12 protein-coding genes are annotated in these 15,464 nt (G+C 40.9%); 3 read left to right on the forward strand and 9 right to left on the reverse strand.

The window, feature by feature from the left end; genetic code table 11:
* Positions 1-625: 625 nt before the first annotated feature.
* The 7 genes from hflX to A6755_RS27410 all read right to left on the reverse strand — a co-directional run bounded on the left by hflX (position 626) and on the right by A6755_RS27410 (position 8,720).
* The gene (gene hflX / locus A6755_RS00235) at positions 626-1,891 is read right to left on the reverse strand and encodes a GTPase HflX (RefSeq protein WP_063589546.1); all 1,266 of its coding nucleotides are present in this window, start codon (positions 1,889-1,891) and stop codon (positions 626-628) included.
* Positions 1,892-2,156: 265 nt separating this feature from the next.
* Complete coding sequence (locus tag A6755_RS00240; protein WP_063589547.1) at positions 2,157-4,280, reverse strand: heavy metal translocating P-type ATPase; 2,124 nt, start codon at positions 4,278-4,280, stop codon at positions 2,157-2,159.
* Positions 4,273-4,644 (reverse strand): ArsR/SmtB family transcription factor, encoded by a 372-nt coding sequence (locus A6755_RS00245; RefSeq protein ID WP_048685756.1) that lies wholly within the window; start codon positions 4,642-4,644, stop codon positions 4,273-4,275. Before A6755_RS00245 ends, A6755_RS00240 begins: the two co-directional genes overlap by 8 nt.
* 474 nt (positions 4,645-5,118) lie before the next feature.
* A complete protein-coding gene (locus tag A6755_RS00250; RefSeq protein ID WP_034304915.1) occupies positions 5,119-5,319 on the reverse strand; it encodes a cold-shock protein in 201 nt (66 codons plus the stop codon).
* Between the two features lie 523 nt (positions 5,320-5,842).
* A complete protein-coding gene (locus A6755_RS00255; protein ID WP_063589548.1) occupies positions 5,843-7,537 on the reverse strand; it encodes a methyl-accepting chemotaxis protein in 1,695 nt (564 codons plus the stop codon).
* A 14-nt stretch (positions 7,538-7,551) separates the two neighbouring features.
* Entirely contained in the window at positions 7,552-8,454 is a 903-nt protein-coding gene (locus A6755_RS00260) for an ATP-grasp domain-containing protein (protein ID WP_244889611.1), read from the reverse strand.
* A complete protein-coding gene (locus A6755_RS27410; RefSeq protein ID WP_244889612.1) occupies positions 8,442-8,720 on the reverse strand; it encodes a hypothetical protein in 279 nt (92 codons plus the stop codon). The genes A6755_RS00260 and A6755_RS27410 overlap by 13 nt, the downstream gene beginning before the upstream one ends.
* Before the next feature lie 354 nt (positions 8,721-9,074).
* Here A6755_RS27410 and A6755_RS00265 point away from each other — a divergent pair, with 354 nt between their 5' ends.
* Genes A6755_RS00265 through A6755_RS00275 form a run of 3 tightly spaced genes read left to right on the forward strand, consistent with a single transcriptional unit; the run spans position 9,075 to position 12,561 of the window.
* Positions 9,075-10,832, forward strand: a complete 1,758-nt coding sequence (locus A6755_RS00265; RefSeq protein WP_063589549.1) for an ABC transporter ATP-binding protein — start codon at positions 9,075-9,077, stop codon at positions 10,830-10,832.
* A 23-nt stretch (positions 10,833-10,855) separates the two neighbouring features.
* Positions 10,856-11,530, forward strand: coding sequence for a response regulator transcription factor (locus A6755_RS00270; RefSeq protein WP_034304920.1), 675 nt, complete (start codon positions 10,856-10,858; stop codon positions 11,528-11,530).
* A complete protein-coding gene (locus A6755_RS00275) occupies positions 11,527-12,561 on the forward strand; it encodes a sensor histidine kinase (protein WP_084737276.1) in 1,035 nt (344 codons plus the stop codon). Before A6755_RS00270 ends, A6755_RS00275 begins: the two co-directional genes overlap by 4 nt.
* Before the next feature lie 101 nt (positions 12,562-12,662).
* Here the strand turns inward: A6755_RS00275 and A6755_RS00280 are convergent, their stop codons facing one another.
* Together A6755_RS00280 and glmS are read right to left on the reverse strand one after the other, a co-directional pair.
* Positions 12,663-13,034, reverse strand: coding sequence for an iron chaperone (locus A6755_RS00280; protein ID WP_063589550.1), 372 nt, complete (start codon positions 13,032-13,034; stop codon positions 12,663-12,665).
* A 286-nt stretch (positions 13,035-13,320) separates the two neighbouring features.
* Positions 13,321-15,123: a glutamine--fructose-6-phosphate transaminase (isomerizing) gene (glmS, locus tag A6755_RS00285; RefSeq protein WP_034304927.1), complete on the reverse strand. Its 1,803-nt coding sequence runs from the start codon at positions 15,121-15,123 to the stop codon at positions 13,321-13,323.
* Positions 15,124-15,464: the final 341 nt, after the last annotated feature.

The following is a 15,464-nucleotide window of genomic DNA, read 5'->3' on the forward strand; positions in this document are numbered from 1 at the left end:
TTAAACGATTGAAAGCATTGCCAACATGGTTTCCATCAATTTAATCACCTAACAAGTCATGGCGATTTCCCAGCCAAGAATCTCTTATTTTTTTATTATTTTCTCTCTCATTCTCTCACTGGCCACGCCCCGGTCCCTGTTTCCTTCAAACACAAAAAGCCCCCCCTACTAATCTTAAAAACTCAAATCCTGATTATAAATCAGGGAATTGAGTATTCTTTATTCTATAATGTTGAAAAGCAAGTTACATTATACAAAGTGTAAAGTATTTCCAGTCACTAAATTTGCAATATGTAATATTCATGTTATATTTCCTAACAATAAGTGATAAGCCTCGTCATTTTTCTACATCCAAACTTACTTTTCATCATACTTACTGATATTTTTGGCTGATTTGTTCCGATTACCCGCTTATCAACACTTTGTCCACATAAAAAAAAGCCCAGAAACGAAAATTCTTGGTTTTCTGGGTCTTTTCACTTTTATCCACAACTTATTCACATATTATATGGTGTTATTCTCTTTGTTTTTGCAGAACAGAGGCACTTCACCAAAAGTTATCCACATTAACGAATCGACTTTTCCACTTATCAACAACCCATTAAAAATTTATCAACAAGCAGGTTCATTCCGGATGTATAACGTATCGTTTATATTTCTCATAATCCGTTTTCTTGCACTCAAGCTTTATTCGATAACCGATTGCCTCATATTCTGTTTCCGTTATGTGACCATTTTCATTGAAATAAGAAACCAGCTGCCCTTGATCAAATGGAATCAGCATTTCACAGTGGGTATAGTCGACAAAAATATGCTTGCGAATTTGATTTATCAATTCCTCGATGCCAACTTTGTTTTTTGCTGACATATATACAGAGCCACGATTCACCTGAGGGATATCCAAATCGGTAAGGTCCGCTTTATTATACGCAAAGATCGTCGGAATCCCTTTAATGCCTATATCGTTTAAAGTCTTTTCCGTTATCTCTATTTGCTGCTCATGATTAGGATTGGAAAAATCGACAACATGGACCAACAGATCCGCTTCTACCACTTCTTCCAATGTGGATCGGAATGCCTTCACTAGATGATGCGGCAATTTAGACACAAATCCCACCGTATCCGTCAATAAGAATTCCTTTTTATCCGGCAGCGGAATGTTTCGGACGGACGTCTCAAGCGTAGCGAACAGCATATCCTTCTCCAACACCTGCTTCTCGGCAGTTGGATGGAACATCTCAATCAGTGCATTCATGATCGAAGATTTACCTGCATTGGTATAACCGACTAAGGATACGACAGGGATGGCATTCTTTTTCCGTTGTTTCCTCTGCGTTTGCCTGTGTGCAACAAGGTCTTCCAGTTCTTTATTCAAAACACTTATATTTTCCTCGATCCTCCTGCGGTCAAGCTCTAACTGCTTTTCACCTGCACCTTTGTTTGTACCGACCCCGCCGCTCTGACGCCCTAATGACTCCCTTAAACCAACGAGACGCGGGAGCATATACTGCAGCTTTGCCACTTCTACCTGAAGCTGTGCTTCCTTCGTTTTCGCCCGATGCGCGAAAATATCCAGAATCAGGATTGTCCGGTCAATCACCTTGCAATCCATGTCCCTCTCCAGATTACGAAGTTGCGAAGGTGAGAGCTGGTCATTAAAAATGACGACATTAGCTTCTTTATGCTCAACTAGATTTTTCACTTCCTCGATCTTCCCGGTACCGATAAAATGTGATGAGTTCACCCGATGCAAATTTTGTGTGATGGTCCCTGCAACCTCTACCTCACATGCTTCCGTTAAATTGGCCAATTCCTCCATCGAATACTCAAAATCCTTTGAACCGTTGAGATTGACTCCAACCAAAATTGCCCTCTGCTGTAATTCCATCATTTCAAATCCCTTCCGTTCTTACTCCCTATATTATATTTAAACAAACTGTCATGCTGCCTAAAAGCGAGCACATTGTAGCATACCAGGCTTCGCTTGCATAACGGTTTCTGCCCTTAGCAAAGTGTTTTTATTGGACTTCCTTTTACTTTCAACAAAAAATATGACGACCGACTATTTTTTTCAAAGTTTCACATGAAACAATTGGAAAGCTCAAAATAAAAGCTCCCTGGTGCACCTTAAGATGCACCAGGGAGCCCATATTATTCTATTCTTTTATTCTCAATAACCTAAGACTGTTCAATGTAACTAATAGCGTCGCACCCATGTCGGCAAAAATCGCCATCCAAAGTGTTAACCAGCCCGGCGCTATCAATAATAAGGCCAGGACTTTAATCACCAATGAAAACGAGATGTTCTGCTTAATGATTTTTAATGTTTTGCGGCTTAAGCGGATTGTATAAGGCAGCTTCGATAAGTCATCACCCATTAAGGCAATATCAGCTGTTTCAAGGGCTGTATCCGTGCCCGCCCCTCCCATTGCGATTCCTACCGTCGAAGCTGCCAAGGCCGGAGCATCATTGACACCATCGCCTACCATGGCCACTCGATCGTATTTTTGTTTCCATCGTTTAATGATGGTCAATTTATCCTGCGGCAATAGCTCCGCCTCAATTTCATGAACGCCAGCTGCCGCTCCAATCGCTTTTGCCGTTCCGATATTATCGCCAGTCAGCATGATCGTTTTTTCAATGCCCAAAGCATGCAATTTCCGAATGGCTTCCTTACTGCTTTCCCTTATTTCATCAGACACCGCGATGATTGCAAGGAGCTTCACTTGATCGCCAAGCACCATCACCGTTTTCCCTGTATTTTGATAGCCGCTGATTAATTTAAGCACATCATCAGAGAAAACGAAACCTGCCTCTTCCACAAAAAGGTGGGGTTTACCAATGTAATAGATTTCTTGATTGATTTTCCCTTTTATCCCTTTACCCGTGATTGCAGTAAAATCCTCTACCAATAAAGAATGATAGTCCACATCGTTGGTTTCCGCCTTTTGAAGAATTGCCGTGGCAAGGGGATGCTGTGATCTGCTTTCTAAAGCAGCGGCGATAGCCAGCACGTCCTGTTCATTCAACACATCAGATAACATTTTGAAATCGGTCACCTCAGGTACGCCCTTTGTTAAAGTACCCGTTTTATCAAACGCGATTGCCTTTAAGGCTCCCGCTTCCTCCAAATGGACCCCGCCTTTAATCAGCACACCATGTTTCGCAGCATTTCCGATTGCTGTCACGATGGCGATGGGCGTAGAAATGACCAAAGCACAAGGACAGCCGACAACCAGTACAGCCAATCCCCGATAAATCCATTCACTCCAATCCCCGTTCACAACGATCGGGGGTAATACCGCAATGGCCAGGGCAATGAGCATGATGGCCGGCGTATAAAATTTTGCGAATTTATCCACGAAGGCTTGGGAAGGAGCCTTTTCGGCCTGTGCTTCTTCAACAAGGTGGATGATTTTTGCAATCGTCGTATCCTCGACCCGCTTCGTGACCTCCACTTCGAGCAGCCCTTCACCATTTAGGGTTCCGGCAAATACTTCACCCTCAACCGTTTTAAAAACCGGCTCGGATTCACCAGTAATGGCTGCTTGATTAAGTGTCGAGGCGCCCTTCATGATCCGGCCATCCATTGCAAGTTTTTGACCAGGTTTAACGATCATGATGTCGCCCACTTCAATCTCATCAACAGCAACCATCATTTCATGATGCCCTCTGCGGATCAAAGCTTCTTTAGGTGCGATGTTCATTAATGATTCGATGGAATTACGCGCCTTATCCATTGAATATTTTTCCAATGCTTCACTTATCGCAAATAGAATGACGACGGTCGCGCCCTCGCCCCATTCACCAAGCACGGCCGCCCCGATGATGGCAACCGTCATAAGGGTGTGCATATCAAAGCGAAGCCTTACAAGGTTTTTCAAACCATTGACAAATAATGAATATCCTCCAACTATGATTGCAGCCGCATAACCGATTACCGGCATGATGCTTCCATCAGCATATCGATTATCCAATATCCAGCTGATCAGCAATAAGATAACCGAAAACACCACTTTAATATTTTCTTTTTGCTTCCAAAATGGTTCTTTTTGAGTTACCTGTTCCTGTTCACCGCGGATCTTCAGGTTATCGAAAGCTCCCGCCTTTTCAATCTGTTCAATGGTCGCGCTGCCCTGTACCGATATCTTCGAGGCGCCAAAGTTGATTTTGGCATCCTTCACACCCTCTAGTTCACGGACATTGTTCTCGAATTTAGCCGCACAATTCGTGCAGGATAGACCCTGGATACGATATGTTTTCATTGGGGACTCAGCCATCAGCCCTTACCTCCTGCTGATGTTCTAATGCAATGAGAATCAATTGCTTAATATGGTGATCATCCAAAGAATAAAAAGCCAACTTACCTTCTTTTCGATATTTTACGATTGCATGTTTATAAAGGGTACGAAGATGATGTGACGTCGTCGCCATCGAAGCACCAATGATATTGGCCAGATCGCACACACACAATTCCTCGTCCGTACAGAGCGCATAAGCTATCTTCGCCCTATTTTCATCGCCTATAACCTTAAACAGCTTCGACATGCTGGATATATCCACCTGGCCCATTTCCTCTTGAATGCGATTGACCTTCACTTCATCATGCAGGTGAACATCACATATATCTTTCAGTTCCGTCATCTTCTCACACCTCTCATTCAAATCTTCGTTTGATTATAATATAACATAATTCCCTGAATATTCAAATCCATATTTGAATGTATAAGAATCTTTTCCACTTCCCAAAGAAATTAATGAAAGTGCCCATATGTTATGTGGGCCATCGTTTTTTTGTTTCCCTTTTTGCTAACAAAAAGGTCATGCCGCCCTCTTCCCTGATCTTCAGGCGAAAAAAAGAAGGGACATAAATTGCTTTACGCCCCTTCAATCAATGATTTCAGTAATTACCTATCGTTACCTTGATACGTATAATATATTTAATTTAGTATTTTTTTGAAAAACTATGATATACTTAGTCAAACCTTTTTAAGCGTTTTACTTTACTTGTACCATTTACCCTGCTTATCGTTTAGCAGGGTTTTTTGTTATGTATTTTCACAAAACAAAAAAAAGACGGACCCTTTAAAAAGGATCCGTCTTTTTTTGTTATCGAAATTATGCTTTTTGAACGTTAGAAGCTTGAGGTCCGCGTTGACCTTGTTCTACTTCAAAAGTAACTTCTTGGCCTTCGTCTAAAGATTTGAAACCTTCGCTTTGGATAGCTGAGAAATGTACGAATACGTCGTCTCCGTTTTCGCGTTCGATGAATCCAAAACCTTTTTCTGCGTTAAACCATTTTACTTTACCTTGTTCCATTGTTGTTGCCTCCTAGTGCATCTAAGCACAATGTATTACTATCCTTGCTCTAAGTCATCATCGAAAACGAAAAGTAGTACTTTTAGTATCCTTAGTACCGAACAAAAATAATTAAGACTAAGCATAACATTAAATGGTAGCGATTGCAAATAGTTTGGGGAAACTTTTTTCCAGCAATTTTTAATACTCTCTAAATTCTATAAAAAAAGCAGTAATGAAAGTGACTCTATCTATTACACATGAACTCTTACATCATCCAAACAAAAACCTCTCGTTTACTAATTTAAAGAGGTTTCATAGTATAGATAAACTCGATATTTTCTACATTTTTTTTGAGGGAGTGTAAAACGGAACGTTGATTTCCCCTCCGGGCGGTCCTCCCTCGGCGCACTTTCCCGCAGGAGTCTCGTACCTTCCGTACCAATCAACTATGTTTAAAAACTCAGATAGAACCCATTTTGTCTCCAAAAACCTCCCGTAAACAAAATTAAGAAAGGTCTTTGTAGATGTATACATCAAATATTTATTTTTCCGTAATGAACTTTTCCACCATTTCTTCTAAAATCGCCGATTCTTTTGCTAAATCTTCATTTTGTTCCTTCAATCCAGCCATTATGGTACTTTGTTGAATGGCAGCTGCCGAGATTTGCTCCGTTGTTGCGACTCCTTCTTCGGAAATCGCTGCAATTTCCTGTATGGATGCCAGGCTTTCATCCGAAGACTCATTGATTTTTTTCGAATGGGCGGCCAATTGTTCTGTGCCTTTCAGCAATTTCTCTACGGATTCGAATATCTTATTGAAAATCTCGCCATTGTTTTCCACTAAGGAAACACCATTTAGTATATCCTGAAAACTCTCATCATTATTTTGGATGACTTTGGCTGTTTGATCATTAATCCGCATGATCGATTCTGAAATGATATCGATGGATTCATCGGTTTGCACAGCCAATTTTTGCACCTCTTGAGCGACTACGGCAAAACCTCTGCCAGCATCACCCGCCCGTGCCGCTTCTATGGACGCATTCAGGGACAGCAGGTTCGTTTGGGAAGCAATCACCCTTATTAGGCCAATCACTTCATTTATCTTCACTACATCCTCTTCCAGGCTCAACAAATTGGCTTTATTCGCTTGGCCGTTTTCCATGATTTTATCCATCTGGCTCGTTACACCTTGCACTTGTTTACTCCCTTGCTCAGCAAGTGTATTTGCATGCATCGTAAATTCATTCATTTCATTCGTTTGCTCGTTCATTAAACGGATCGTATCCGTTAAGTCACTGATCATATTGGAAATCCGGTCAATATGATGGGCACGTTCTTCCGAAGCCCTTGCTTCTTCCGTTGTCCCCGTCACTATCTGGCCATAGGATTCCACCATCTCCTCAAAGGATTGCTGAATGGAAACTGTCGTTTGATTCATCGTTTGGGCGTGTTCACGGACATTCTGGATAATATGGGACAAACTTAATCTCATATCTTCGAATCCATTTGACAGATCGCCAATCTCATCCTCTCTGCCAACGGGAATCGATTTACTTAAGTCCCCTTTTGCCATTTCATTCGTGTAACCAACAAGTTCATTGACGGGTCCCGAAATCTTCTTCCCGATGACAACGGCGCATAGCACACCCAATATAACGGCACTTGCAAGAAATAAGATATTATAGAATATCATTGTGCTTTTCAATTCATCAATGAAGCTTGCATCCATATCGATTCCGACAATCGCGTCCGTTCCTTCGATTGGCGTAAAGTACGACTTGTGCGTTCCCCACTTATCTTTATATATTTCACTCAAGACGTCTTCGCTTCCATTTATCGATTTTGCCTGTTCCGGTGTGAAGGGGGATTCCACCATATAGTCATCGCTGCCGCTCAAGGCTACAATCATGTCGGCATCATTCTCCCGCTTCAAAACATAAACATATTCAATTCCCTTTTTATCTTCAACAAAGGCATCCAGTTTCCGCTTAATCTCTTCGCCCCGTTCGGAAGCCTTGTTTATCAAAGTGGGATTGAGGCTCGCTGCTAAACTGTGGGCATTTTCAGAAAGGCGATTATCGAATTGCGGAAGGACATTCTCATTGATCATTTTATTCGTAATATAGGAAAAGCAAAGGCCCATGGCCCCTGCGAAAATCACGAAAGGAATAATATAAAACAAGAATAGTTTTGCCAATAGAGATTTTTTAGGATTCAGCTTTGAAAATCTCATTTCCATGCCCCCCCTTAGTTGAATACCAGGTTTTTTATAGTCAAATATGGTATTAAATCCAAATGAAGCAATTGGAGATTTTCATTCAAATCCTCACTTCTATAAAAGATGATGGCCATGCTCCGGTCATTTTGAAAAGGAAGCTGCCTATATTCCAAAACTTGTTCGAATTCATGACGGAGTCCATCATGATCAATACGTGCAACACCTTCCTGATTTATTTCAAGCGGAACCTCTGCAAAGAAAAAGCTATATATTCGATCGTCCATCTCTTCCAATATCCGGTTCCAATCGGGTTTCGTTCCTGAAAAATAGTGTTCATACATATTCATTCCATAGGCATGGTAACCTAGATCCGTTGTACCCGCCCCAGCAAAACGCAGGGGATTGATTTCGATGGGTATCACCCGGTTTTCCTTTTTGCGGATTTCAAAGTGTACAGGATAATTCCTAAGCGGAAGGACCGTTTGGATATTCTTCATGAACTTCAGTGCATCATGATAGATTTCATCAATGGCCAACTTCGAAGTATAATAAATTCGATCGGAAGTATCGTAATCATCCTTGAATAATCGTTTGAAGACATTCAAAATGACCGGTTCACCATCTTGATTGTAATAACCATCAATGGCATACTCTTCACCCTGAATCCACTCTTCTATCAAAACGGTCTGGGATCCGACCACTTCTGAATCATATAATCCACCCGAATGAAGTAAATCCACTTTAAGCTGGTTCACGGCTATATCCCAATCCTGTTCATTCTTGACTTTGTGCACACCTACACTGGAATAGCCAATATTGGGTTTGATAACTACCGGAAACGGTATTTGATTTATATCCAGCTCACTTATCATGGATAAATCGATATCTTGGAAATAGAAATCAGGATATAAAGATTTCGTCAAATTTCGCACTGGCTCTTATCCTTCAATAACTTTGACCAAATGTATTCATTGCTATCCGGTTGAAAATGCCCTAATAGTGTTATGCCATTTTCAGAGTTTGTAAGAATTCTTTTGTCCTTTTCCATGGACTTGAAAAATTCTGTATCCTTTTGAATGTTTAGCTTTTCTGATGTTAATGTGTCTCCCCATTGACCTTGTTCCAATACTGGGATTTGCTGTTCCTCTAACACCTTTAGAAGAATTGGAGACACAATCGACTCATTCAAAATAATCATTTTTTCCACCTAACTTATACTGTTTTTTGTATCTCCATATTTAATCGGTTAAAACCGGTAAGTTTTTAGCTTATATAGGTATTTATTATTAAAAATCAAGATATCACTATATCTTTTTACCTATCAGTCATAAACTTGAGATCCTTACACATATTCCTTACCGTTAACCATCGAATATTTAATTTCCTTGTATCTTCATGAAAAAAAGCCGACACTATTTTAAGTGTCTGCCATATTTTTGCAAATTTATCATTCTGAAAAGGTTCACCAAAATTTTCGTGGAATAACTAAGACTCGTTCATATTCAATTCATAACTTCTTTATATACTTTTCTGTAATGAAAATCGAGAAAGGATGTATTTACATATGTCAGAAGCAAAAAAACAAAAAGGATGGCGCCAGTTCATTCGATTGGTTCAACAAACGAAGCCTTCCAAACTAATGATAGGGATTGCATTAGCATTAAGCCTAGGCACAACAGGTGTAGCTTTATTAGTCCCATTATTCACAAAAAATCTAATCAATGATTTTTCAGTCAGTTCACTAAACGCTGAAAGAATCACACTTCTCGTTGTTGCCATCATTGTTCAAGCATTGGCCAGTGGATTTTCCATCTATTTATTAAATCGGATCGGTCAATCCGTAGTGGCAGGTATCCGCGATCAACTATGGAAAAAATTACTCGTATTACCCGTGAGTTATTTTGATGATCATCCATCGGGGGAAACAGTCAGCCGAATGACAAATGATACAACTGTAGTGAAGGGATTAATCTCTGAACATCTCTCTAATTTCGTTACAGGAATCATTTCCATCGTAGGTTCCATGATCGTGTTATTCGTACTGGATTGGAAAATGACATTATTGATGTTCACTGCAATTCCGCTCTCTGTTTTGATATTGATGCCGCTAGGGAAAAAAATGCACAAAATATCAAAAGGGATGCAGGACGAGACAGCAAGCTTCACCGCAGTCCTTCAGCAGGTTCTAACGGAAATACGTCTTGTTAAGGCGTCTAATGCAGAAGCTTTGGAATATCAAAATGGACAAAAAGGAATCCAGAAATTATTTCAATTCGGATTGAAAGAGGCAAAAATCCAAGCGTTGATTGCGCCGCTAATGAGTTTGGTCATGATGGCATTACTCGTCCTGATTTTAGGTTATGGGGGAATGCGTGTTTCTTCAGGAGCACTGACTGCTGGGGCTCTAGTTGCATTCATCATGTATCTTTTCCAAATAATCATGCCAATGGCTCAATTGGCCAGTTTCTTTACACAATTCCAAAAAGCAACGGGTGCAACAGAGCGCATCATTTCCATTCTGGATTCTGTGGAGGAAGAAGATGCGAAGCAGCCCGTTCAAAATATGAGCCAATCCATCAGCGTGGATCACCTGAACTATAGTTACAATAATGGAGAACAGGTACTTAAAGATATAAGCTTTAACGTTGAGGCCGGTAAGGTCACTGCAATAGTCGGCCCAAGCGGCAGCGGAAAAACGACCCTTTTTTCATTATTCGAGCGTTTCTACAAACCACAGGAAGGATCCATATCCATAGGCGGGACATCCATAAATGATTTCACACTGCTTTCATGGAGAAGCCAGATTGGATATGTTTCACAAGAAAGCCCGATTGTATCCGGTACAATTCGAGATAATATTTGTTATGGCATCGATCGGGATATAACAGATGAAGAATTAAATCAAGTGGCTAAAATGGCGTATGCAGATCAATTCATTTCTGAGCTTCCGAACGGATATGATACAGAGGTCGGTGAAAGGGGCATGAAATTATCAGGCGGTCAAAGACAAAGAATCGCAATCGCCCGTGCATTTTTAAGAAACCCGAAAATATTAATGCTGGATGAGGCAACCTCCAGCCTGGACAGCAAATCAGAAAAAGTGGTTCAACAGGCATTAAATCATTTAATGAAAGGAAGAACAACAATAGTCATCGCCCACCGCCTATCGACCGTTATCGGTTCGGATCAAATCATCTTCCTTGAAAAAGGGAAAATAACAGGCAGCGGAACACATAAAGAGCTATATAATACGCACTCATTATATCACGAATTTGCTGAACAGCAGTTGCACAAGCTTGAACTGGCCTAATTCGCCGAAAGGAAAGAAGAAGGATGACAAAAATATTGATAGTCGATGATGATGCACATATTCGCGAACTTATAAACCTGTTGTTAAGAAAAGAAGGCTTTGATCTATATGAAGCGTCAGATGGAATGCAAGCATTGAAAGTAATGGAAAAAGTGAAAATCGATTTGGCAGTCATCGATATTATGATGCCTAACATGGATGGATGGCAATTATGCAAAGAGTTACGGGAATTTAGTGATATCCCCATTTTAATGCTGACTGCAAAAGGGGAAACAACACAAAAAGTAAAAGGATTCGGGCTTGGGGCAGATGATTATCTTGTAAAGCCATTTGAACCGATCGAATTGGTTCTTAGAATAAAGGCATTATTAAAACGGTATAAAATCACTATTTCACAAACATTAAATATCGGCGAATTAAAGATGAATCGTAACACGCATGAAATGTCATTCAAAGAACAGGAATATACGATTCCATTAAAAGAATTCGAATTGCTGTTTAAATTAGCAAGCTATCCTGGAAAAACTTTTTCCAGGGAAGATCTTATCGAAGACATTTGGGGCTATGATTATGAAGGTGATGAACGAACTGTCGATGTTCATATAAAAAGGGTGAGGGAACGGTTTCCTGAATCGGAATTCCCCTTCCGGATTAAAACGATCTGGGGATTGGGCTACCGTTTGGAGATAACGAGATGAGAGGCAATCGATTTTTCAAACAAATGCTTGGCATGCTGTTTTTTGTAACGTTTATTTCAATTTCCTTTTCCGCAGGGTACTATATCATTGAGCTTTTGCCCTTAAGGTTAACCGATTATGTTCGGTATCTGGCTACAATCGTGACAAGCATCGCAATCATGATAGTAATTGGTCACCTTATCCATGCTGTCCATCATAATAAACGGGTAAATATTTACCTCGAGATCATAGATGCCTTAAGGAAAATAGCAAATGGCGATTATAATGTACAACTGGATTTTAATATGGACAAGAGAAACGAAATGACCGATATCATTAACCACTTCAATCACATGGCCAAACAATTGAAGCAAATGGAAGAAATGCGGCAGGAGTTCATCTCTAACGTCTCACATGAAATACAGTCGCCCCTTACCTCCATTGTAGGATTTGCCCAAGCACTTCAATTTAATAAGCTGACAATCGAAGAACGAAATCATTATCTTCATATAATAGAGACAGAGAGCAGGAGATTATCCAAATTAAGTGATAACCTTCTAAAGCTTACATCCCTTGAATCCGAGCACCATCCTTTTGAAAGGACAGATTTCCGGCTGGATCAGCAAATACGGACCATTATTTTGGCTTGTGAACCCGCTTGGTCGGACAAAGAACTCGAATTGGATATAACCTTGGAAAAGATTCCAATAGTGGCAGACCAGGATTTGATGAGCCAAGTATGGACAAATATAATGCACAATAGCATCAAATTCACCCGCCATCGCGGAAAGATCACGATTCGATTACAACAGATTGATGACCTGGCATCCATAACGATATCCGACAATGGAATCGGCATTTCCGAAACCGACCAATTCCATATATTCGAGCGATTCTATAAAGCCGACCTGGCAAGGGAACGCTCAAAAAGCGGCAGCGGTTTAGGACTATCCATCGTGAAAAAGATTATAGAGATGCATGAAGGGACCATATCCGTGAAAAGCGAACCCGAAAAGGGAACGACCTTCACCATTCTGCTTCCTATTTCGTGAGGGTTTTGTAATTTTAAAAATTCATTTTAAATCATAGGTAATAAAAAACAGCTGCAATGGCAGCTGTTTTTTATTGGTTTTCACCCTTAATAATCATTTTTTTATTTCCGCCAAAAAGTTGAACAGTCTGCCTTATCAAAAATATTATACTCTATCATTTTCTCAAGTAATGAGTAATCAACCGGACTGTCCCACTTGATACGTACCAACTGCTTGGTATGATCATAGCCAGCCTGCACGATTTCATCAGAGAAATGATCGATCCCTGCCTTTTCAGGGGCAACAGCCAAATGATGTTTGGCTACGCTAAAGCCAATAATATATGTGTCATGATCGGTAAACATAGGCTGATTCCACGCAATCTTCGGCTTTAGATGTGGAAATTTCTTAGTTACCCAAGCCAGGACTTCTTCCGTTCGTTCCCTATGTTGCGGGTTATCAATATTCGTTAAAAACTCTGCAAAGACTTCCATGCTATTCTCTCCTAAATTTAAAAATTTTATGAAGACATCATTTTCAACAATGCACACCATAGGAAGGTCATTAACATTGCTCTAATCGTTGCCATGACTACCTACTGATGGATTTGATAGATTATATTACACTGCACACCGATTCATATTACCTCGGTCTTCTAATCCACTTGTCAACTTGAGAGGTTCTCGTTGTTTTAAACATAAAAAATACCCCTTTGGCTAATCATAGCCAAAGGGGTAAAGCTTCGCAACTTTTTATAATCTACATTGCATTCATTCCAACTTACTCAACCGTTACACTTTTCGCGAGATTACGCGGTTTATCCACGTCACATTCGCGGTGCAAGGCTGCGTAGTAGGCAATGAGCTGCAGCGGGATAACAGAGATAAGGGGTGTTAATAGTTCATTCACTTCCGGGATGACGAAACGGTCATCCTCTTCTTCCAGACCCTTCATGGAAATGATGCAAGGGTTGGCGCCACGGGCAACCACTTCCTTCACATTACCACGGATGCTTAAGTTGACGCCTGCTTGAGTAGCAAGGGCTATGACAGGTGTACCTTCTTCAATCAAGGCAATCGTTCCATGTTTAAGCTCTCCGCCAGCAAAGCCTTCCGCCTGGATGTAAGAAATCTCCTTCAGCTTAAGTGCCCCTTCAAGTACAACATAGTAGTCAAGGGAACGGCCGATGAAGAAGCAGTTTCTCGTAACGGACAAATATTCTCGGGCGATGTCTTCCATCTCTTCTTTCGAATCACATAGTGCTTCCATAGCCGTCGCAACGATTCCAAGCTCTTTCACAAGGTCGAAACCGTACTCCATGTTACGGAATTGGCCAGTTACATTCGCCAAGATGGATAAGACTGCCACTTGGGCTGTGTAGGCCTTTGTAGAGGCTACGGCAATTTCAGGACCAGCATGCAGCAAGAGCGTATAATCCGCTTCACGTGACAATGTAGAGCCAGGTACGTTCGTGATGGTCAGGGCTTTATGACCAAGCGCTTTGATGGACACTAACACGGCACGGCTATCTGCAGTTTCACCACTTTGTGAAATGAAGATGAATAGCGGTTTTTTCGATAATAACGGCATATTGTAAGTGAATTCCGATGCCACATGGACCTCAACCGGAATTTCAGTCATTTTTTCGATGAATTGCTTACCAATCAACCCTGCATGATAGCTGGTTCCGCAAGCGATGATATAAATACGGTCAGCCTCACTTACGGCTTCAGTAATGTTATAGTCGATTGCAAGTTTACCTTCTTCATTTTGGTATGCTTGAATGATTTTACGTATTACAGCTGGCTGCTCGTCGACTTCCTTGAGCATATAGTGAGGATACGTACCTTTTTCAATATCACTTGCATCCAGTTCAGCCGTGTAAGGAGCACGCATAACTTCTTCGTTGGAAAGGTTCTTGATCGTTACCTTTTCATTTGTCACGATAACCATTTCCTTATCCATCAGTTCAAGGAATTGATCTGTGACTTGCAGCATCGCCATTGCATCCGAAGCGACAACGTTAAAGTCTTTTCCGACACCGATCAGCAGCGGGCTTTTATTTTTGGCGACTAAGATGGTTTCATCATTTTCAGCATCCAATAGGGCAATGGCATATGAACCCTCTAATAGAGTGAGTGTTTGACGGAACGCCTCTTCCACTTCCATGCCCTCGTTCACGAACTTCTCTATGAGTTGAACGATAACTTCCGTATCCGTTTCACTTTTAAAGGCAACATCCTTCAAATATTCACGTTTTAGAATCGCATAGTTTTCAATGACACCATTATGAACTAAAGTCAATCGACCTGAATTACTTTGGTGAGGATGGGCATTTTCACGGCTTGGCACACCATGTGTAGCCCAGCGCGTATGTCCTATTCCGGTATGCGCCATAGTATTTTCATCCACGGCTGCTCGTAAGTCCGCTATTCTTCCCTTTTCCTTAAAGATTGTCACTCCTGCTTCATTTCTCACAGCAATCCCTGAAGAGTCATAACCGCGGTATTCAAGTTTTTCAAGACCTTTTAATAAAATTTCCTTTGCATCGTTAAGTCCAATATATCCAACAATTCCACACATAATTTCTGTTCCTCCAACCGATTCGAGGGAACAGGAATGCACGGGGGCATCCCTGCCCCCTCATCTCTGATATATATTTTTATAAAGGAAATGCCCTAAAGCACTTTTTCCCATTGTGCATTTCCGACCCTTTGTGCAGTAAGTTGCCCTACTGTTTTAAGATTGGAATTACTGCGGCTGTGCACTTCAGCCGGGAGGTATCCGCCGATCATTCGATAAACCTCCTCCTCGTCAACTAAGTCATTTCTCGTCCAGACTTAGTTCAGGCGCTTTTGTGAATCCATTCTCTCCTTGCCTACCCTCCTTTTTAAAACAACCATTTTTAGAAAATGAGTTGTAAA

The organism is Peribacillus frigoritolerans, assembly GCF_001636405.1.
Lineage (GTDB): Bacteria > Bacillota > Bacilli > Bacillales > DSM-1321 > Peribacillus > Peribacillus frigoritolerans.

What these genes read in the sequence shown, in the direction of transcription:
- hflX (WP_063589546.1), bottom strand. Translation starts at nt 1,891, where the DNA reads ATGATGGAATTACAGCAGAGGGCAATTTTGGTTGGAGTCAATCTCAAC.
- A6755_RS00240 (WP_063589547.1), bottom strand. Translation starts at nt 4,280, where the DNA reads ATGGCTGAGTCCCCAATGAAAACATATCGTATCCAGGGTCTATCCTGC.
- A6755_RS00245 (WP_048685756.1), bottom strand. Translation starts at nt 4,644, where the DNA reads ATGACGGAACTGAAAGATATATGTGATGTTCACCTGCATGATGAAGTG.
- A6755_RS00250 (WP_034304915.1), bottom strand. Translation starts at nt 5,319, where the DNA reads ATGGAACAAGGTAAAGTAAAATGGTTTAACGCAGAAAAAGGTTTTGGA.
- A6755_RS00255 (WP_063589548.1), bottom strand. Translation starts at nt 7,537, where the DNA reads ATGAGATTTTCAAAGCTGAATCCTAAAAAATCTCTATTGGCAAAACTA.
- A6755_RS27410 (WP_244889612.1), bottom strand. Translation starts at nt 8,720, where the DNA reads ATGATTATTTTGAATGAGTCGATTGTGTCTCCAATTCTTCTAAAGGTG.
- A6755_RS00265 (WP_063589549.1), top strand. Translation starts at nt 9,075, where the DNA reads ATGTATTTACATATGTCAGAAGCAAAAAAACAAAAAGGATGGCGCCAG.
- A6755_RS00270 (WP_034304920.1), top strand. Translation starts at nt 10,856, where the DNA reads ATGACAAAAATATTGATAGTCGATGATGATGCACATATTCGCGAACTT.
- A6755_RS00275 (WP_084737276.1), top strand. Translation starts at nt 11,527, where the DNA reads ATGAGAGGCAATCGATTTTTCAAACAAATGCTTGGCATGCTGTTTTTT.
- A6755_RS00280 (WP_063589550.1), bottom strand. Translation starts at nt 13,034, where the DNA reads ATGGAAGTCTTTGCAGAGTTTTTAACGAATATTGATAACCCGCAACAT.
- glmS (WP_034304927.1), bottom strand. Translation starts at nt 15,123, where the DNA reads ATGTGTGGAATTGTTGGATATATTGGACTTAACGATGCAAAGGAAATT.